The 21,240-nt window shown below is 31.2% G+C and carries 17 protein-coding genes; 13 read left to right on the forward strand and 4 right to left on the reverse strand.

The annotated features are described in order from the left end of the window. Window positions 1-192 precede the first annotated feature (192 nt). From CLPA_RS02600 to CLPA_RS02635, 8 genes are all read left to right on the forward strand, one after another. Window positions 193-1,350, forward strand: a complete 1,158-nt coding sequence (locus CLPA_RS02600) for a permease (protein ID WP_236900373.1) — start codon at window positions 193-195, stop codon at window positions 1,348-1,350. Between the two features lie 10 nt (window positions 1,351-1,360). Beyond that, window positions 1,361-2,161, forward strand: coding sequence for a TIGR03943 family putative permease subunit (locus CLPA_RS02605; RefSeq protein ID WP_004455236.1), 801 nt, complete (start codon window positions 1,361-1,363; stop codon window positions 2,159-2,161). 1,079 nt (window positions 2,162-3,240) lie between these two features. Then, window positions 3,241-3,801: a nitroreductase family protein gene (locus CLPA_RS02610; protein WP_004455238.1), complete on the forward strand. Its 561-nt coding sequence runs from the start codon at window positions 3,241-3,243 to the stop codon at window positions 3,799-3,801. Window positions 3,802-3,974: 173 nt separating this feature from the next. Beyond that, a complete protein-coding gene (locus CLPA_RS02615) occupies window positions 3,975-4,910 on the forward strand; it encodes a carbohydrate ABC transporter permease (RefSeq protein ID WP_004455239.1) in 936 nt (311 codons plus the stop codon). 26 nt (window positions 4,911-4,936) lie between these two features. After that, the gene (locus CLPA_RS02620) at window positions 4,937-5,758 is read left to right on the forward strand and encodes a carbohydrate ABC transporter permease (protein ID WP_004455241.1); all 822 of its coding nucleotides are present in this window, start codon (window positions 4,937-4,939) and stop codon (window positions 5,756-5,758) included. Window positions 5,759-5,896: 138 nt separating this feature from the next. Beyond that, window positions 5,897-7,249, forward strand: a complete 1,353-nt coding sequence (locus CLPA_RS02625) for an ABC transporter substrate-binding protein (protein ID WP_004455242.1) — start codon at window positions 5,897-5,899, stop codon at window positions 7,247-7,249. 184 nt (window positions 7,250-7,433) lie between these two features. Next, window positions 7,434-8,183 (forward strand): glycerophosphodiester phosphodiesterase, encoded by a 750-nt coding sequence (locus tag CLPA_RS02630; RefSeq protein ID WP_004455244.1) that lies wholly within the window; start codon window positions 7,434-7,436, stop codon window positions 8,181-8,183. A gap of 206 nt (window positions 8,184-8,389) precedes the next feature. Then, on the forward strand, window positions 8,390-9,652 hold the full coding sequence (locus CLPA_RS02635) for a multidrug efflux MFS transporter (protein WP_004455246.1): 1,263 nt from the start codon (window positions 8,390-8,392) through the stop codon (window positions 9,650-9,652). 75 nt (window positions 9,653-9,727) lie between these two features. Here the strand turns inward: CLPA_RS02635 and CLPA_RS02640 are convergent, their stop codons facing one another. Next, window positions 9,728-11,920, reverse strand: coding sequence for an alpha-galactosidase (locus tag CLPA_RS02640; protein ID WP_004455248.1), 2,193 nt, complete (start codon window positions 11,918-11,920; stop codon window positions 9,728-9,730). Window positions 11,921-12,356: 436 nt separating this feature from the next. Here CLPA_RS02640 and CLPA_RS02645 point away from each other — a divergent pair, with 436 nt between their 5' ends. Beyond that, a complete protein-coding gene (locus tag CLPA_RS02645) occupies window positions 12,357-13,199 on the forward strand; it encodes an AraC family transcriptional regulator (RefSeq protein WP_004455250.1) in 843 nt (280 codons plus the stop codon). Between the two features lie 96 nt (window positions 13,200-13,295). On the opposite strand, the gene CLPA_RS02650 is transcribed toward CLPA_RS02645, so the two are convergent. Further along, window positions 13,296-14,012: a ferric reductase-like transmembrane domain-containing protein gene (locus CLPA_RS02650; protein ID WP_004455251.1), complete on the reverse strand. Its 717-nt coding sequence runs from the start codon at window positions 14,010-14,012 to the stop codon at window positions 13,296-13,298. Window positions 14,013-14,202: 190 nt separating this feature from the next. On the opposite strand from CLPA_RS02650, the gene CLPA_RS02655 reads away from it, so the two are divergent. Further along, complete coding sequence (locus tag CLPA_RS02655) at window positions 14,203-14,487, forward strand: hypothetical protein (protein WP_004455253.1); 285 nt, start codon at window positions 14,203-14,205, stop codon at window positions 14,485-14,487. 195 nt (window positions 14,488-14,682) lie between these two features. On the opposite strand, the gene CLPA_RS02660 is transcribed toward CLPA_RS02655, so the two are convergent. Continuing rightward, entirely contained in the window at window positions 14,683-15,624 is a 942-nt protein-coding gene (locus CLPA_RS02660; protein WP_004455255.1) for a DUF5107 domain-containing protein, read from the reverse strand. A gap of 743 nt (window positions 15,625-16,367) precedes the next feature. Here CLPA_RS02660 and CLPA_RS02665 point away from each other — a divergent pair. The 3 genes from CLPA_RS02665 (at window position 16,368) to CLPA_RS02675 (ending at window position 19,583) form a co-directional block, all read left to right on the forward strand. Then, window positions 16,368-17,645, forward strand: coding sequence for an ABC transporter substrate-binding protein (locus CLPA_RS02665; protein ID WP_004455256.1), 1,278 nt, complete (start codon window positions 16,368-16,370; stop codon window positions 17,643-17,645). A 173-nt stretch (window positions 17,646-17,818) separates the two neighbouring features. Then, window positions 17,819-18,736, forward strand: coding sequence for a carbohydrate ABC transporter permease (locus CLPA_RS02670; protein WP_004455258.1), 918 nt, complete (start codon window positions 17,819-17,821; stop codon window positions 18,734-18,736). A 19-nt stretch (window positions 18,737-18,755) separates the two neighbouring features. Beyond that, the gene (locus CLPA_RS02675; RefSeq protein WP_004455259.1) at window positions 18,756-19,583 is read left to right on the forward strand and encodes a carbohydrate ABC transporter permease; all 828 of its coding nucleotides are present in this window, start codon (window positions 18,756-18,758) and stop codon (window positions 19,581-19,583) included. A 322-nt stretch (window positions 19,584-19,905) separates the two neighbouring features. On the opposite strand, the gene CLPA_RS02680 is transcribed toward CLPA_RS02675, so the two are convergent. Then, window positions 19,906-21,114 (reverse strand): FprA family A-type flavoprotein, encoded by a 1,209-nt coding sequence (locus CLPA_RS02680; protein ID WP_004455260.1) that lies wholly within the window; start codon window positions 21,112-21,114, stop codon window positions 19,906-19,908. Window positions 21,115-21,240: the final 126 nt, after the last annotated feature.

Below are 21,240 nucleotides of genomic sequence, written 5' to 3' on the forward strand. Positions count from 1 at the left end.
CTATATGTAATTTAAACTATTTTAGGTAATATTTCATCTCAATGTGCTATATAGATAGTATATAAGAATAAAAATTGATATAGACAAGCAACTTTATATAAAGTTGGATTTTAAAATTAAGACTCAAAAGTTTTATTTTTTAAAATAATGTTTTAATACATTGAATGTCTATAGTTAGCAATTTAAAATGAGGTGAAAAATTTGTTAGAGAAAAGAGCCAGCAGAGGAACAAGTCCAGCCATATTAATTATTTTATTGCCAATAGGTATGCTTTTACTTTTAATTATGGCATCACTTAAAAATCAATTCAGTTTAATAATACAGAACACAATAGTCCAAAGCTTTACAACTATATTCTTAAGTATAATTCTAGAGGCCATTCCATTTATAATAATTGGAGTTTTCATATCTTCGTTAATTCAGATTTTTGTATCTGAAGAAACTATATCTAAAATACTGCCTAAAAATAAATTTGTAGGAATTTTTTTGGCGGGAATCATAGGAATAGTATTTCCAGTATGTGAATGTGCCATAGTTCCCATAGTTAGAAGATTATTAAAAAAGGGAATGCCTTTATACATAGGAATCACCTTCATGCTATCAGTTCCAATAATAAATCCTGTAGTACTGGTATCAACTTATTATGCCTTTCTTGGAAATCCATATATGGTTTTATTGAGGGCAGGTATAGGGTGCACTAGTGCTATGCTTATTGGATTTATAATAAGTAAAATTGAACCTGAAAATAAGATCCAAGAAAATAGACAAGTTGTTACCAGACAGAATCTATGTAATCGCTGGATATATAATTTAAATACGGATAAAACTAAAAATAAAGTAGATTTCCACATACATGATGCAATTCATCATCATGAGCATGGAGGAGAATGCAGCTGTGGTCATGATCACAGTAAATCTGGAAAAAATATGAGTATTGCAGATTCCGTTGTGGATATACTGGAACATACTAGCAGCGAACTTCGCAGTGTGGGGAAATTTGTTATAGCAGGAGCTTTTTTATCTTCAATAATGCAGGTGGTACTCCCTAGAAAATATATGTTATCCATAGGTCATAATACTATTATTTCAATTGTAATTATGATAGCTTTGGCATATTTGTTATCTGTTTGTTCAGAAACAGATGCCTTTATTGCAAGAAGCTTTGCAGCACAATTCAGCAGCGGTTCCATAATAGCATTTTTAGTCTTTGGTCCAATGATGGATATAAAAAATACCATCATGCTAAGCCAAGCCTTTAAGGCAAAATTTATTATGAAGCTGACAATATTGATATTTATAGCAGCTTTTGCTGGAGGAATTATTGTAAATATGGCAGGGGTTAAAATATAGGGGGAGTTTCATGTTTAAAATAAATATTAAAGAATTGAAGTGGTTTATAATATTATTTGGTTTCTCTTACTGCCTATATTATCTTATTTCCAGTAAAAAGATATATCTTTTTATTCATCCAAGACTTACTATTTATATGTATTTTTCATTATTTATCTTTATAATATTGACTCTGCTTCAGATAAAAAAGATATTTAAGGTGAAAAACGAAAATATGAAGGCAGCTTCCAGCATATTTTTACTTCCTTTGATTTTAATATATCTGGTAAATCCTCAGGGAATAAATGCTCAGATGGTATCACAAAAGGGATTTTCTACCAATGCATCTTTGACAGGAAATTTAGAAGCCAATAAAACTTCTGCTGTGAAAACTAAAGCTAATGCTGATGTTGATTTACAAGTCAGTGATGATACAATGCAAGGAGGAAATATAAATATAAATGAGCAGAATTATTCCGATGTAGTAAATGAAATAACCTATAATATGAATAAATATAAAGGAAGAACTATAAAAATCAATGGTTTTGTATATACAGATAATACTTTCCCAAAGAATACTTTTGTAATTGGACGAATGCTTATAATATGCTGTGCAGCAGATGCAGAAATGGTGGGACTCGCCTTTAAAATGGATAAACCTGTAATTCAAAAGGATCAGTGGGTAGAGATTACCGGGGTACTGGATACTATGGCTAACTTTGATAAGGAAGATACAGATAATAGGACTATACCCTTTATTAAGGTTACTGCTGTGAAACCAATTCAGAAGCCAAGTAACCCCTATGTATATCTAAAAGCTTCTGGTAATTAAATTATACAGATACCAGTTCAGGAATAAAATATTTATATAATTATTTACTCTCATGTAATTTAAAGCATAGTCAATTAAAAGGTTTTTTGCATATATTATATATGGGTTAGGGTTAATGTAAATTAATATACAGAAGAAAATTTTTATAGATAAGCTTAATATACGGCAGTTAGTTATTAGATAAACTTATTAATTGAAGCAAATTCTTAATTCAGGTGGGGATTCTTTTACCCCATCTGAATTTTAGAACTGCAAATGCATGACTTACTTGGCGTTGAACTCCCACTTGAAGAAAAGCAGAGAACCAAAATCTTCTTTTTGATTTTGTGTGAGGGCTGTACAGAGTGCAAGCAGAGAACCCAAATTTTAATTTTGTGCGAATCGCTGTACAGAGTGTTTGGGAGACTTACGCCAAGTTAGTCAGGTGAAAATTAATACTTTTTTAGCTCTGGACATATGGTCCAGGGCATCTGTAATTTTGTATAGATTTAATATAAATAATTTTAATGACAATAGATTAAGTAGATTTGTTAACAAAGTTTTGGTGCTCTATATACAATTAAAGGAAAAAATAGTATACTATAATTAGTTACTATCTCATTTAAACATAATTCTTTATATATTAGCCAGGATATTGTATCCTGGTTTTTGTTATATAAATAACAATATGCTTTTAATGTTATTAAACAATTTATAAAAGATTCAAGCAAGTTCTTAATTCAGGCGGGGATTCTTTTACCCCGTCTGAATTTTAGAACTGCAAATGCATGGCTTACTTGGCGTCGAACTCCCACTTGAAGAAAAGTAGAGAGCCCAAATTTTAATTTGGTGCGAGGACTGTACAGAGTGCGTTGGAGTCTTACGCCAAGTTAGTCAGGTGAAAGTTTGGGTATTTTTGATATATAGTTGGATAATTCTGAATATTGTGCTAAAATAATTATATTAACAAGATTAACTACATAGATATTAAACTTAAAAATAAATTTATATTTCAAGTTGAGTATCTATATTTTGTAGATAATTTATAAGGGCAGTAAAAAGGTAGTTGAAAATTAAACTCAGTTTAAGGAGTGATAATTATGGATACTATAAGAGCAATAAATGAGAGAAGAAGTATAAGAAGTTTTAAAAGTAATTTAATCCCCGCAGAAAGTATAGAAAAACTTCTGGAGATAGCCACTAAATCTCCTTCTGCAAAAAATCGTCAGCCTTGGAGATTTGTTGTACTGCAGGGAAACAAAAAAGATAAATTAGTAGAAATTATGACTAACACAGCTAAAGATCACAGGGAAAAAGGATTGGAAATTGGTAGCCTTGAGCTAAGTACTAATTCAATTAATGAGTCCTCTACCATAATTCTTGTATTTAATGCTTTTTCCAATACTGAAAAAGATTATAATAGGCATAAATTACTTGTAGATACTCAATCCATAGGAGCTGCAATTGAAAATATGATTTTAGGGGCAGAGGATATGGGCCTGGCTACACTTTGGATTTGTGACATATTTTATTCTGATAAAGACATATGTGATTGGCTGGACAAAAAAGAAGAACTTGTAGCAGCAGTTGCTATAGGTTATGGAAATCAGCATCCCCATAAAAGACCAAGGAAGGATTGGAGAGAGATTACCGAGTGGTAATGAGAAAACTTCACTGAATGCTAATAGTATTTAGTGAAGTTTTTTTGCTTTGTAAAAAATAGTTATTATAAGTAAAAAAATTTTAACCTATGCGTAAATCAAAATTAACTAAGTATATTTATAATTTAAAACTGTTGTAACTAATACAATTATTTTTTTATGGAGGTATTAAAATGGAAAAAGCAGCAGAGCAGTTAGAAGAAGTATCCAAATCGGATTACTTTACTGGAACTCAAGTTGCAGAGAAGAAAAAAAAGTTAAGTTTTCTGGAACCCTATATGTACTTGCTTCCCTGCCTTATAGTTTTTATAGGATTTACTTATTTTCCTTTTTTTAAAACTATATATATAAGTTTATTTAATACAAATGCCCAGGGAGATATAAGTTCTTTTGCAGGTATGTCCAATTACTTGGAGCTATTCAAATCACCAAGTTTTATAAACAGTATACTGGTTACTTTGAAATTTGTAGTAGTAACTACCGTACCATCTATTTTTATAGGACTTATTCTGGCGCTTTTAGCTGATAATAAGCTGAAACTAAAGGGGATTTTTAATACTTTATATGCTATGCCTCTGGCAGTATCGTCTTCATCAGCGGCAGTAATATGGCTGCTTTTATTTAATCCAAGTATTGGTTTTATAAATTTCTTATTAAAGAGAAATATAGAATGGCTTACAAGTCCATTTTGGGGATTCATTGCAGTATCTATAGTGTGTATTTGGCTTAGAAGCTGTATGAATTTCATATTTATAACTGCAGGACTTAAGAATATACCAAAAGAGTTAAATGAAAGTGCAGCTATAGATGGAGCAAATTATTTTCAGCGTTTAAAGAATATAATATTACCTTGTCTGTCTCCAACACTTTTCTTTGTACTGGTAATAAATTTTATAACATCCTTTCAGACCTTTGGAGAAATAAACATAATGACCAAAGGTGGACCAGGAGAAGCTACTAATGTGTTGGTGCATTCCATATATAAAGATGCATTTTTTAATAATAAATTGGGACTGGCAAGTGCCCAGTCAATAGTTCTATTTTTCATAATTCTTATAATAACTCTAGTACAATTCAGATATGAAAAGAAAAAGGTATTTTATCAATAAAAATCTACAGGGGGAGAGGTGAAAACATGAGTAAGAATATAAGTAAAGTAGCACTTTATGGTGTAAACATAATACTGGGATTAATTACAATATTACCTATTCTATATGCCCTAGATATAAGTATTATGTCAGGAGATCAGGCATTTTCCTATCCACTGAAATTAATACCTAGAGAACTGCATTTTCAAAATTATCTCGATGTGCTCAATATGGCACCTATACCAAGATTTATATTGAACACTTTTGTTGTGTCTACATTGATAACTGCCGGGCAGATCTTAATTTCCTGTGCAGCAGCTTTTGCCTTTTCATTCTTTGAATTTAAGGGAAAGAAAATAATTTTTATACTTATTTTGGCAACTATGATGATTCCAGGTGAATCAACTATTATATCAAACTATCTTACCTTCGGAGAGATGGGACTTCTAGATACCTACAGGGCTTTGGTTATTCCATTTTTAGGTTCAGCTATGGGAATATTTATGATAAGGCAGTACTATTTGATTTTGCCTAGAGAGATTTACGAAGCCGCTAAAATAGATGGATGTAATAATTTTCAGTTTTTTTTAAGAATAGTTTTACCTATGTCAAAAACTGTAGTAGGGTCCTTTGGAGTATATACTTTCCTATCCAGCTGGAATCACTACATGTGGCCTCTGCTTGTTACCAGCAAGGATGAATCAAGAACAGTACAAATTGGTATAAGTATGCTTCAATCTGTGGACAATCAATCCTTTGGTCCTATAATGGCAGGCATAATAATGATACTGATACCTTCTATTTTAATATTTGTATTTGGACAAAAACAGCTTATAGAGGGAATGACCTCTGGTGCAGTAAAGGGCTAAAAGATAAAAAAATCAATAAATATTATTTTATGTAAGTTTCTACTTTCACTAAGTTTAAATAAATTATCCAGAGATCTTCAGATGTTGAAGTATTCATAGTAATCAGGTAGAATAATAAATTTTAAGGAGAGAAATACAATGAAAAGGAAAATTATAGGCTTATTAACCGCTTCACTTCTTTTAGGAAGCATTTTTACAGGCTGCAGTGGTAGTAACAGTAGAGCAAAGGCTTCCGATGGGAAACCGGTAGAGATAACATTCTGGCATTCCATGTCAGGTAAAAATGGAGAAGCTATTACAAAAATGGTAAATGACTTTAACAGTTCTCATAAGGATATAAAGGTTAAAGCACAGTTCCAAGGTAAATATGATGAGGCAATAAACAAATTAAAAAGTGCTCAGAAAGTAAAACAGGGACCTGACGTAATGCAGTTATACGATATAGGTACAAGATTTATGATAGATAGCGGATGGGTTGTACCAGTACAGAATTTTATAGATGAGGAAAAGTATGATGTGTCTGATCTAGAGCCAAATATAGCAAGCTATTATACAGTAAATAAAAAGCTCTATTCCATGCCTTTTAATTCATCTACACCTATAATGTATTACAATAAAGATGCTTTCAAGGCTGCAGGATTAGATCCTGAAAAGCCGCCAAAGACCTTTGCTGAACTAGAACAGGCTGCGGCAAAATTGACTAAGAAGGATGCTTCGGGTAATACAACTCAATATGGTTATTCTATGGCTGTATATGGATGGTTTTTTGAACAGTTTATAACTAAACAAGGTGAAAACTATGCAAATAATGACAATGGTAGAAGTGCTGCACCAACTGCTGTAGAATTTGATAAGAATGGAACAGGACTTAAAGTATTAAATGAATGGAAAAAACTTGTGGCTTCCGGTAATGCAGGAAACTTTGGTAGAGATACGGATAATACAAAAAATGCATTTATAGCTGGTAAGACTGCAATGTATGTGGATTCAACAGCAGTGCTTGCTTCAACTTTAAGCGGTGTTGGAAACAAATTTGAAGTTGGTACAGCTTATTTCCCTAGTTTTGATGGAGTAAAAGATGGCGGTGTTTCTATAGGTGGAGCTTCTCTATGGGCTATTGACAGCAAAGATAAAGATAGACAAAAGGCTACTTGGGAATTTATGAAATTCATGGCATCTTCTAAAGAACAAGCTTACTGGTCATCTCAAACAGGATATTTCTCTGTAACAACAAAAGCTTATGATGAACAGGTAATGAAGGATAATTTAGCTAAAAAACCTCAATTCCAAACTGCTATAGATCAGCTTCACGCATCACCAGCAACTGCTAATGGAGCACTTATGTCAGTATTCCCAGAGGCAAGAAAGACAATTGAATCAAATATAGAAGAAATGCTTCAAAATAAGAAGAGTCCTGAGGATACTTTAAAATCTTCAGCAGACACTATAAATGCAGCTATAAAGAAATATAATGAAGATAATAAAAAATAAGTTATACTTCAAATGCTCTTTACTTGAGTTATAGTGGAAACTATATTTGAATAGTTTCCACTATAATCCATTGGTAGAACTGAATTTAAATTGATAAAAGCATCTTACAAATAGTATACTTTTATAGTATTCTAATGATTGAATAATCAATTATAATTTGGGTTAATTTTAAGGAGATGGAGATATGGTTAAAAGTTTAAATATAGCTCATAGAGGTTTTAGTGGAAAATATCCTGAAAATACTATGATAGCTTTTAGAAAAGCTGTAGAAGCAGGCTGCGACGGTATAGAAACAGATGTACATATTACAAAGGATGGAGCAATTGTAGTATGTCACGATGAAATGGTATATAGAACCACAAATGGCCAGGGGTCCATTAAGGATCTTACCTATGATGAAATAAAGAAATTAGATGCAGGGATAAAATTTGGAGAAGAATTTAAAAATACCTCTATACCTGATATAGATGAATTTATGGATTATGTAAAAGATAAAAATTTACTTGTAAATATTGAACTTAAAAATGGAATAATTAACTATAAAAATTTGGAAAAGAGAATTATAGAAAAAATATATGAATATGGATTAAAGGACAATGTAATATTATCTTCCTTTAATCATTATTCCATGGTAAAGGTTAAAGAAATAGACAGCAGCATAAAGACAGGGCTCTTATATGCTGCAAATATTTACAAGGTTCATGAATACGCACAAAAAGTTTCTGCAGATGCCCTTCATCCTTATTTTCCATCCGTTATGAATGAAGATATAGTAAAGGAAATTAAAGATAGCAATATAGCTATAAATACTTACACGGTGAACGAGGAAAAATATATGAGAAGGCTTATGGAACTTGGGATAGATGGAATTATAACCAATTATCCTGATGTACTTAAAAGAATAATTGATGAATCTGAAAGAATAGTTGTTTAATATTGGGAATATATGGGGGTAAACATAAGGCTGACTTACATTATGCGGATATACGCATTGTAAGTCAGCTTAAATTTTTATATTAAAAATGTTCATGAAAATTAAAATATTACATAGCAATAATGCTTTTTTGAGGGTATAATTAATATATAATAGTTAAATTTTGAACAAATATAGATGATAAACACGAAGGGAATGTATATTAATTGAAAATCTGGAAAAGAAATTTAATAGTATGCTGGTTTGGAACCTTTGTAACTCTTATAGGAATGAGTCAGATAGCACCAATAATGCCTCTTTACATAAAACAGCTGGGAATTCATAATGTATCTGCTATTTCACAGATATCGGGTATAGCTTTTGGAGCAACATTTGTTGTATCCGCTATTTTTTCGCCTATTTGGGGGTATGTGGCAGATAGATTTGGACGTAAGCCCATGCTGTTACGTGCCAGTTTAGGTATGGCTGTTGTGGTTGGAAGTATGGGACTTGCACAAAACGTTTATCAGCTTATTGGACTTAGAATACTTCAAGGAGTTATAACGGGATATAGTACAGCCTGTACTACATTAGTGGCAACTCAGACGGAAAAAAAACATGCTGGATGGGCTCTGGGAGTACTGTCTACAGCTTTTGTATCTGGTTCCTTACTCGGACCTTTAGTTGGAGGATACTTAGATGAATTCCTAGGTCTCAAATTTACATTCTTTCTTACTGGGGGACTTATGCTTATAGCATTTTTTACCACTTTATTTTTTGTTAAAGAGGATTTTGTTCCTTCCGAGAAGAAAAAGGTAGAAAGTGCAAAGGAACTGTGGAAGCAGCTGCCAAACTCTAATATTATAGTAACTTTGTTTGTAAGTTCTTTTATATTACAATTTGCCTATTATTCAGTGGAACCTATAATAACCATCTATATAGGTCAGTTAGCTGGAAGTTTGAATCATGTTGCTTTAATTGCTGGTATGGCATTTTCTGCTTCTGGTCTTGCCAATATTATAGCTGCGCCTAGACTTGGAAAGCTTTCTGATAGAATAGGACCTCAAAAGGTAGTTTTAGGAGCACTTATTTTAGCTGGTATAGTATTTATACCTCAAGCCTTTGTAAAAAATCCATGGCAGCTTATGGCTCTGCGTTTTGGACTTGGAATTGCTACAGCTGGCTTATCACCATCAATTAATACTCTTTTAAAGAAGATAACTCCAGAAAAGTTTACAGGAAGGATATTTGGCTTCAATATATCCGCATATTATATGGGGACTTTTACTGGATCTGTAATTGGAGGACAGATAGCAGCTCATCTGGGAATAAAATATGTTTTTTTTATAACTAGTTCATTACTTTTTTTTAATGCTATATGGGTATATAGAGGAGTGTATAAAAAGCTTAAAGATCATGATAAAATATCTGAAGCGGATATTGCTATGGATGTAGACACAGATCGTAAGTCCGCTCATAGGACTGCTTAATAAAGTGTAATTAAAAACCATGCAGGATAGATAACTGCATGGTTTTTGTATGTGTAAAAAATTTAACAGGTTAAATTAATCATTGCTTCTCAGCACCCAGGTAAGGCTCTGATAGTCACCTTCTAAGTCAGGAATAACAAGACCTGAATACATCAATTCATCTCCAGAGAATGTACCTTCCTTTCCTGTAATAGAGTAGTCCTTGTCTGGATCAAGTCCTTTAAACTTTATTCTACTTATTGGCTCATTTGGAGTAGCCAGTACTCTGAAATAAGCTGCAAAGGCTTTTGTCTTATCTTCTGAAACTACTATCCAAGCTGCTTCAGTACCTTCAAAAGGATTTAGAAGTCTATACATGTTTCCGAACTGAATAAGCTCCCTGAGAGATTTATATTGTTTAACCTGGTCTTTTACAATTTCCTTTTCTTCTTCAGAAAACTTTGTAAGATCAAGTTCATAGCCAAAGTTACCAGACATTGCTACGTCTCCTCTGGTCTTTAGAGAAGTGTTTCTGTGTACCTGATGATTTGGAACAGCTGAAACATGAGATCCCATAGTACTTATAGGATAAACTATGCTGGTACCATATTGTATTTTTAATCTTTCCACTGCATCTGTATCATCACTGGTCCAGATTTGAGGCATGTAGTATAGTATACCGCCATCAAAACGTCCGCCGCCGCCAGAGCATCCCTCAAATAACACATTTGGAAAATCAGCAGTAAGTTTTTCGTAAATTTTATATAGTCCAAGTATATATCTGTGAGCAGTTTCTCTCTGTCTCTCTACTGGTAGATACTGGGAACCTATTTCTGTCATATTTCTATTCATGTCCCATTTAACGTATTCTATATGAACAGTACTTAAAATATCTGATACTGATTTTATTATATAATCACACACATCTTCTCTTGAAAGATCCAGAATTAGTTGTTTTCTTGCCTGAGTACGTCTTCTGTCAGGTACGTGAAGGCACCAGTCTGGATGAGCTCTATATAAGTCACTGTCAGGAGATACCATTTCAGGCTCAAACCATAAACCAAATTTTAAATCCAGATTATTTATTCTATTTGCCAAATCGTCTAGGCCATTAGGGAGTTTTTTTTCATCTACAACCCAATCTCCTAAAGAGCAATCATCATTGTCTCTTTTACCAAACCAGCCATCATCCAGTACAAAGAGCTCAATACCAAGCTCCTTAGCAACGGAAGCAATGTTTTCTATTTTTTCTGCATTAAAGTTAAAATAAGTTGCCTCCCAGTTATTTACAAGGACAGGTCTTGTTTTATCTCTGAAGTTGCCTCTGCATAGTCTACTGCGATAGAGTTTATGATAAGTTCTTGACATTTCACCTAGACCCTTTGAAGAATATACCAGTACAGCTTCAGGTGATTGGAAAGCCTCACCAGATTCTAAAAGCCATGAAAAATCAAATGGATTTATACCAATAGATACTCTGGTAGTTTTATATTGATCTACCTCTGCCTGGGCTATGAAATTTCCACTGTAAATTAAGTTAAAGCCATAAACCTCTCCATGGTCTTCTGTAGCATCTTTACTTAGAATTGCTATGAAAGGATTATGTTGATGACTGCTTGCACCACGTCTGCTTTCAACGGATTGATTTCCATTTATAAGAGGAGTTCTTTCGATTAATCTTTCTCTTGCCCAAGAACCATGAAGGTGCATAAAATCGTAATTACAATGGTTAAAATCAATACTTGTACTCAAGGCACTAAGCAGTTTTAATTTTGTATTGCCGCTATTTACAAAACGTACATTTCTAGTAATAGCATCATAGTCTTTATAAGCTGTATAGGATAATATTACATCTAGCCCTATTAATGAGTCCTTTAATGTTATTTCTAAAGTTTCAGCTTCATCATCACTTTCTACATAAGTAGCAGGCAGCCCCTGAAGTTTTGATTTACCTTTTGTAATCTTATGGGAGTCATATCTTAAATCGGTTATAGTTGATCCATTTTCCAGCTGTACTTCATAAGCAGGCACTCTAAAGTCGCTGGTACCATAGCCTGGATATTCCTGAGGTAATGTGTCCAGGGATAGTGATTCATTATCTGGATCTGTATTTGGTGAAAAAGATCCTCTTCGTTTAGTGTATGAAAGTTCATTTACATTAAAGCTTTTTAGTTTTCTTCCCCAATATAGATGAGTTAGGTAATTGTAATCATTTATTCCTATTATATAACTGCTGTCACCAGCTGTAAGGTGAAAAGATTTTGTATTTTCATCATAAATAATACTCATATAATAACCTCCTTAGAATATGTAATAGAATAATTTTATTGATACTATTACATTTATTTAAAAATTTAGTTTTCTTTAAAACTTAGTAAGTGCAAACTTTCAATAAGTAATGTTAATTTACTGTATTGTATTTAAATTAATATTTTAATACAATACAGTAAGTAAAAATTTGTAGTAAAATAAAAGTAAAAGAAAACGTTTGCTATAATAATTATAGAAATTATTATAAGTAAATGAAATGGATAAATATAAGATAAATATGGTATAATCTAAGATATAGTATTTATTATTATACTTATGGAATTATTATAAACTGAATTAAATCTATTCATTAAAATTAAATATTAAACGAAAATGTCTTTTTATAATTTGTGTAAAATTACTGTAAATACAAGATGTATAAGTAAGTAGAGATTCATAGATGGGAGATTTTTATATGGAATCTAAAAGGGAAATAACATTCTTTTCTACAGTTAATAAAGAGAGTTCTGATCTTATAGTGTATCAGTGCGGCATGGAAAAATGTAATTCTTCCTATGCCTTTGGACCAGCAGTAAGAGATCACTATTTAATTCATTTTATATTAGAAGGAAAAGGTAAATTTTGCGTTAAGGATAAATTGTATAAGCTGGAAAAAAATCAGGGATTTTTAATATGTCCCAATACTATTACCTATTACGAAGCGGATAAGAAGGAGCCTTGGATATATACCTGGGTTGGATTTAAGGGAATTAAAGCTGAAAACTATCTTAAACTGGCTAATTTAGAGGAAAGCAACCCTATATTTTCCTATGAGGAAGGGGATTTAGTTAAAAAATGCTTTGAGGAAATGAGAAAGGCATCAGAGCTTAAAAAGGGAAAAGAATTGAGGCTTCAAGGATTACTGGCAATCTTTCTTTCAGAGTTAATTGAAAAATCTCATGTAGATGAAGCTATAGACAATAATTATAAAGAGCTTTACATTAAAAAAACTTTAAATTTTATTGAAACTAATTTTTCAAGAAGTGTAACTGTATCAAAATTAGCACAGAATATAGGTTTAAATAAAAACTATTTTAGTGCCTTTTTTAGAGAAAATATGGGTATGTCTCCACAACAATACCTAATAAAGTTCAGGATGAATAGAGCTCGTGAACTCATGAATAATGCTAGTCTTACCATAAGTGATATAGCAAGGTCCGTTGGCTATAATGATCCTCTTGGATTTTCAAAGATATTCAAGAAGACTATGGGGGTATCACCAAAGGATTATAGGAAGAGTTATTTAGGAAAAATATAATAGTAAAAGTCAGGAACTTTTAATCCGAAAATGATCAGAAGTTCTTGACTTTCTTTTTGATTATTATGTTATATAATAAATTTTATTCGTATATTTTTACCTACTATAGCTTGAAGAGTTTTTAACTCTAATTTTGTTGATTTTTAACTGCTTTAGAAGCTTTAATAGTGAATATGAAGCAAAGATAAAAGAGTAACCAATTAATCTTATTAAATCAATTTTTTCATCGTTTAATAATACAATTAATATATGTATATATGAGAGAAAATAAAATGGATAGGCCCATCTCTGAAGTTTTTTCCACTGTAAAGCATTCATTTTAGTTCTTACTTTTTTAAAGGATGTAATAAAAAGTGGAATTAATATAACAAAGGCTGTTAATCCAACTGCCATATAAATTAAATATAATGTTGAATTTGTTTTGCCGCTGAGTATATTGGGAAGTTTTAATACGAAGAATCTAACTAAATATAAAATTCCGTGAGGCAATATAAATATGGAACCTAAAATTGCTAATTGAGCTCTAATACTGAATAACTTTCTTGTTATGTTCCACTTTGTGTTTAGTGCTCCTGCAAACATTACTAGAATAAAAAAGGATACAGCAACATTTCCATGCATAAAGGCCTTTTCTACACTCAGAATTAATCCACTTAGTTTAGCATTTGAAAGAAGCCTCAATATCTCATATATACTTATTAATATGGAGATAAATGCAGCTAAAGAATAATAAATACTATAACGGGTTTTGATACTGGAAGTAAAGCCTAAAGATAAAATAGTGATTATAGCTAATGAGTAAATAAAAATCATATATGTATCTCCTTTGCAAATAATGATAATGAATATCAGTATCAATTTTAAATTAATGTGGTATTAATGTCAATATGATTTTAAATTTCAAGTATATTTTTATATTAATCACTCAATCAAATAATTTTAAATGATATAATATATATTAGATTAACTCTAATTTAGAAAGGAATGGAGAATTACATAAAATATGAAAGATTTCTTTATTATGGGATTTTTAATTGCAATTGCAGGAATTTCCATAATAGCTATATTAATTTTAATAGTTACTATTTTTATAACATCTATAAATGGAACCATTCGCATAATTTCTGTATTGGCACAAAATAGAAATGTCCGTATTATATATATTGTTTCTATGGCATTACCTGTAATCAATATTATTAGTATGATTTCTCTATGTTATATTGCAAATAATAAATTGAAGCAAGTTCTTAATTCAAGTGGAGATTCTTTTATCCCATCTGAATTTTAGAACTGCAAATGCATGGATTATTTGGCGTTGAAAGAATGAAACTCTTCTTAGTTGATAGTGGACAGTGGGTGGTTAAAAGTGTAAAAAGTTTAACCAACTGTCAACTACCCGCTATCCACTTATTAAGTGTATTTATTACTGGAACTTTTTCATATTTGATATTTGTTCTTTAAAATTTATACTTTAATTCTATGGTTATTTTTCCACTTTTCTAAGTGCTAGTGAAATTTCGAATTGTAGAGGCTCCTTTGGGGTCAAATAGTACAATTTATTATTATTAAAGGCAGTGTCTATATCATCATAGAAGCTGTTTGTAGGTTCAAGGGCACAGTTATAGTCACCCCTAAAGCCACCTTCAGTTACCCAAAATCCAACATAGGGAAGTTTATTCTTATCAAAATTTATCATAAACAGTGATGAATTTTCTGGATAATATATAGAACATTCTCCTTCATTTACGATGCCATTTATATAGTATTTTTCAGTTTTATTTAAGTCTTTGCTGCCAACTCTGTTCAAATTGTAGTCTTTGCCATTTATATCTTTGGTTACAGGGTAGCTGTGAATTGAATTCTTTTTGCCTAGTACTGTGCTGTCATGAACATTTATAATTTCGGTAGTATCCTTTGGAAAGTATATTTCCATATCTTCACTGCAATTTACAAGGCAGTGCATGGCCCAAATGCAAGGGAAAGGGGATGTCCCCTTATTTGCTATGGTATATTTTATTTTAACTGTATCTTCTTCAAGATGGATAACTTTTTTATAGTTATAGGGAAGTATGCGGCTTGAAAAAGTTAATTCAAGATAATCATCTATAAATCTATAATCAAAAGGTGAGCTCCATATTTCACCGTGATCTGGATATAAAATCTCTTGACCTTGATAGTTTATTTTAGAGATATCTATAGTAGGAAAAGCATCATCAAAACCTGAAGCATCGAAAGAACCAAAATCAGAGTTCAACTCTGGCTTTTTATAACTATCTTCTTTGTTTTGAAATAGTAATTCAAAATTTGATGATTTATTATAAATAGAAACAAGCTTACCGCCTAAGTCTGGAATAATAATAACTTTTAATAAATCGTTTTCTAATGTTATAGAATTCATATTTTTAAAATTGCTTTTATAAATCATAAAATAAAAATCTCCTTTTAATTTGTTATTTTTTAAATTGCAGTAAAAACATAAGATGATTATGAATTGTTTTATGTATGGCAGTGTAATAAAGTATATTTACTTCAAAAATTTTTATGATAAATTTACAGAAAATTGTATATATAATTTTTATATATGTAATTTTAGTAAATAAACTTATAAAATCAACAGAGATTATAATAAAATCTTTAAAAGTTTAACTTACATATAAATAATTTAGAAAAGGTTTTCTATATTTGATTTTATCATATTTTATATATAATTAAAAGTTAAATTGAAAATATAGACATATGAACTTGGAATATAAATTCTTTTTTTGTATTTTTTAAGTCTAAGTATAATAATAGAAAAATTTATTTAAATAGAATTTATTTCTATAAGGGTATTTAATAAAATTTTACTAAATGATATTGTTGCTTATTTTTAAGTAAAAAGTTATATTTTTAATTTAATCTATTGAAAAACTCCAATTATTATAGACATTATTACTAATTTATTGTAGCAGATTATAATTTATCGTAGAAAATTAATATGTTATTTGAAAACGTTATCTGATATAATGAAAACGTAAACAAAAGTAAAATAAATAGTAAAATATCATTGAGTTTTACTTTTGATAAGTATTAAAAGCTCAACATTTATGGAGAAATACATAAATGCGTTAACTAAAATAGAGCCGAGTCATCATATTAAATTATTAAGATAAGAGAGGGGATCTTAAAATGAGGAAAAATTTAAAGAAGATTGCTGCCATTGCTTTAGGGCTTTTAACAACAATGTCTGTATTTGCGGGCTGTGGAGGTTCAAAAAGTTCTTCAGGGGGAAATGTAACACTTACTTATTCCATTTGGGATAAAAATCAACAACCGGGAATGCAGGCTATAGCAGATGAATTTCATAAGAAAAATCCTAACATTACTGTAAAAGTAGAAGTAACACCTTGGGATCAATATTGGACGAAGCTTGATGCAGGAGCCTCCAGTGGAACTATGCCAGATGTATTCTGGATGCATTCAAATCAATATCTAAAATATGCTAGTGGAAATATGTTGATGGATATAACTGATAGAATAAAGGATAGTAAAGAGGCCTCTATGAGTAACTTCCCTAAAGGCCTTGTAGATACTTATACTGTTAAAGGAAAATATTATGCAATGCCAAAAGATTATGCAACTATAGGATTATGGTACAATAAGACTATGTTTGATGAAAAGGGTATACCTTATCCAGATGATACCTGGGATTGGAATAAACTTTTAGAAGCTGCACAAAAATTAACGGATCCTTCAAAGGGAGTATATGGGTTTATAGCTCCAGCAGATGACGAGCAAGGCTATTATAATTTTGTTTATCAAAATCAGGGATATATTCTTTCACCAGATAAGACAAAATCAGGATTTGATTTACCAGCTACAAAGGAAGCTATACAATGGGATGTAGATTTAAGCAGAAAATATAAAGTTTCTCCAACTCAGCAGCAATTTGCAGATACAACTTTTACACAATATTTTGAATCAGGAAAAGCTGCTATGGGATTATTCGGATCATGGATGTTAAGTGAATTTCAAGCAAATGAGTATGTTGCGAAAAATTGTGATGTAGCTGTTATGCCAAAAGGAAAAGTAAGAGCAACTATATATAATGGATTGGCAAATTCTGTTTCTGCAAAGACTAAACATCCAGAAGAAGCATGGAAGTTCCTAGAATACTTAGGAAGTAAAGAAGCTAATACTATTCACGGAGAAAAAGGCGCAGCAATATCAGCTTATAAAGGGACAGAAGAATCCTGGGTAAATGCTTTCAAAGGTTTTAATGTAAAAGTATATCCAGAAATGCTTGAATATGGAGTTGTGTTCCCTAATTCAGAAACAAAAGCAAAATGGTATCCAATTCAAAATGAAACAATGACAAAAGTTTTTAGTGGTCAACTTACTGTAGATCAGGGAACTAGCCAGGTTACTAAACAAATGAATGATTTGTTAGCTACAGAAAAGAAATAATTTAATGTAGTAATTGGCGCAAATTGCACCAATTACTACAACCCAAATGTTAATAAATTTATCGAAAGATACTAGTGGTTTATGATATTTTATCTTATGTTAAAGTAAGACATAAGTTGGATCATATATATAATACGATTTATTAATTAGTTATGATAGAAGGAGGAGTAAAAATGAAAGCTGTAGGTAAAATTTCAGAAAAAAAGCAGACTTCAAGAAAATTTCAGGATTATACCTGGGCGTATATTATGATTGCACCTACAATAATAGGACTTATTATTTTAAATATATGGCCTCTAATTCAGACAGTTATATTGAGTTTCAATACAGTAGATGGTTTTAGTCAGATGCAGTGGAGTGGATTAAGCAATTATAAGAAATTATTTGCTGACCCTGAAGTATGGCAAGCAACTTTAAATACACTTAAATACACTATAATTTCTGTTCCAATTGGTGTAATTCTTTCTTTAGTTGTTGCTGTACTTTTAAATGCAAATATTAAAGGAAAAACTATATATCGTGTAATTTATTTTCTACCAGTAGTTTCGGCACCGGCTGCTATAGCTATGGTTTGGAAATGGCTTTACAATTCAGAATATGGACTATTTAATTATTTATTATCTTTAGTAGGCATAAAAGGCCCAAGCTGGCTTTCTGATCCTAAACTATCTCTTTTATCTGTAATTATAGTAGGTATATGGAGTGTTTTAGGATATAATATGATAATTTTACTTGCAGGGCTTCAGGAGATTCCTAAGACTTTTTATGAAGCGGCAGAGATAGATGGGGCAGGTCCAATTAGAAGATTTTTCAGTATAACTTTTCCATTGGTATCACCTACTATGTTCTTTGTAGTTATTACATCTATAATCGGAGGACTTCAGATATTCGATTTGATATTTATGATGGTTGACAGGACAAATGCGGCATTGCAATCTACTCAATCTTTGGTATATCTGTTTTATAAATATTCTTTTGTTATAAATGATAAAGGATATGGTTCAACCATAGTAACACTCTTATTGGCAATAATATTGATAATAACTGTAATACAATTTAAATTACAGAAAAAATGGGTTCACTACGATTAATTTTATGGAGGTGTAAATTATGGAAAATAATAATTCAAAATCAAATATTATTGTTCATATTATATTGATAATAGGAGCTTTTGCAATGTTACTTCCATTTTTATGGATGATAATAACTTCATTGAAAACTCTTACGGAATCAACACAGGTTCCACCTACGTTTATTCCTAAAATTTTTAATATTGGAAATTATAGTGATGTTTGGAATCAACTGCCCTTTGCTAGTTTTTATGTAAATACATTTCTTATGATGCTCTTTAGAATTATATTCTCAGTTTTCTTTAGTGCTATGGCAGCCTACGCTTTTGCCAGAATAGAATTTCCAGGGAAGAATGCTTTCTTTATGATAATACTTATACAGATGATGATTCCAGGACAAATATTCATAATTCCACAATATCTTATAGTTTCAAAGCTCGGCTTATTAAACTCTGTAGGAGCTTTAGTGGTACCGGGAATTGTAAGTGCCTTTGGTACATTCCTCTTAAGACAGTTCTTTATAGGAATACCTGTAGAATTGGAAGAAGCAGCAGTACTTGATGGATGTAACAGGTGGCAAATATTTTATAAAATAATGTTACCATTAACCAAATCAGGACTAGTTGCCATTGGAATATTTACTGCATTATTTGCATGGAAGGACTTGATGTGGCCTTTAATTGTAAATACATCCATAGAAAAAATGCCTTTAGCATCAGGACTAGCATCACTTCAAGGTCAGTATGCTACAAACTTCCCACAGCTTATGGCAGGTTCAATGATAGCTATATGGCCTATGCTTATACTATTTATAATATTCCAGAAACAATTCATCCAAGGTATAGCAAGCACAGGTTCAAAGAATTAATCTAAAAACTTTGAAGCAAGTTCTTAATTCAGGTGGGGATTCTTTTACCCCATCTGAATTTTAGAACTGCAAATGCATGGCTTACTTGGCGTCGAACTCCCACTTGAAGAAAAGTAGGGAACCAAAATTTTAATTTGGTGCGAATCACTTTCACAGCGTGCGTGGGAGACTTACGCCAAGTTAGTCAGGTGAAAGTAAAAAGGCTAAAAATCTGTGTAACATAGGTGCATATTGTTACACAGACTTTTTATATGCATAAATTTAAATAATTATCTAAAAAGTGAAAATGTCATTGGTGAAAGTTTATAAATATAATATATTATTATTCATCTAAAGATTTATAAATTTTATCTGCCAGTTCATCAAGCTTAGCTTCCTGTTCTGATTTAAGTGAAGATCTTGTATCTAATGGTTCACCTATAATTTCCATATCCTTCATGCCTTCAATCATGGCTTTCATTTCTTTTACTGCCACACTTGCCCAGGTATGATTGCCTAAAATTGTAACTTTGCGATTTTTAAAGCCTAATACAGAAAGTTCATGTAATATTGTATGCATAGGGAAATAAAGATTTAAATTATAAGTTGGTGAAGCAATTACCATATTACTGAATTTCCATATATCAGATATTATATAAGAAGGGTGAGTTTTGGATACATCATAAATACGCATATCCTTAACACCTTTCTGTGCAAGCTTGTTAGCTAGAGCATTCACTACATTTTCTGTATTTCCATACATGGAACCATAAAATAGAACTACACCTTTCTTTTCAGGTTTGTACAGACTCCAGTGATTGTATTTATCCAAGAAGTAAGAAATATTTTCACGCCATATAGGTCCATGAAGAGGACAGATCATATTGATTTCAAGAGATGAAAGTTTTTTCAAAGCACTCTGAACCTGCATGCCATAACGACCTACAATGTTAGTATAATAACGTCTAGCATCTTCTAAGTACACATGTTCAAAATCTACTTCATCTGCAAAAAGATTTCCTGCTAGAGCACCAAAGGTTCCAAAAGCATCTGCAGAGAATAAAATTCCTTTGGATTTTTCATAAGTTACCATGACTTCTGGCCAATGTACCATAGGAGTAAAGTAAAAGCTTAAAGTATGCTTTCCTGTGGATATTTCTGTACCCTCTTTTTCTATTACTATACTGTTAGCAGATATATCAGTATTAAAATATTGACGGAAGAATTCAAAGGTCTTTTTAGTTCCTACTACTTTTACCTCTGGATAAAGTTTTACTATTCTTTCAAGATTGGCACCATGATCTGGTTCCATATGGTTAATTACAAGGTAGTCTAATGGTCTGTTTCCAAGAACATGCGTTACATTTTCTATAAATAGATCGGTAATTGATGAATCAACTGTATCAAGAAGTACTGTCTTATCATCTAATATTACATAGGAATTATAGGATACTCCGTTTGGTAGAGGGAACATATTTTCAAAACGTTCCAGTCTTCTATCATTTCCTCCAACCCAAAATATTTCTGGAGAAATTTCTTGTACACTATGCAAAGCAAGTGCCTCCTTTCATTAATTAAAGTATTTTTTAAGATTAAAACACAAATAAATTTTAATAAAGATTAATTATTATATGAAATTTGTAATTTATTATATTATATAAAATATTTTGTGAAATAA

The sequence above is a fragment of the Clostridium pasteurianum DSM 525 = ATCC 6013 genome, assembly GCF_000807255.1.
GTDB lineage: Bacteria > Bacillota > Clostridia > Clostridiales > Clostridiaceae > Clostridium_I > Clostridium_I pasteurianum.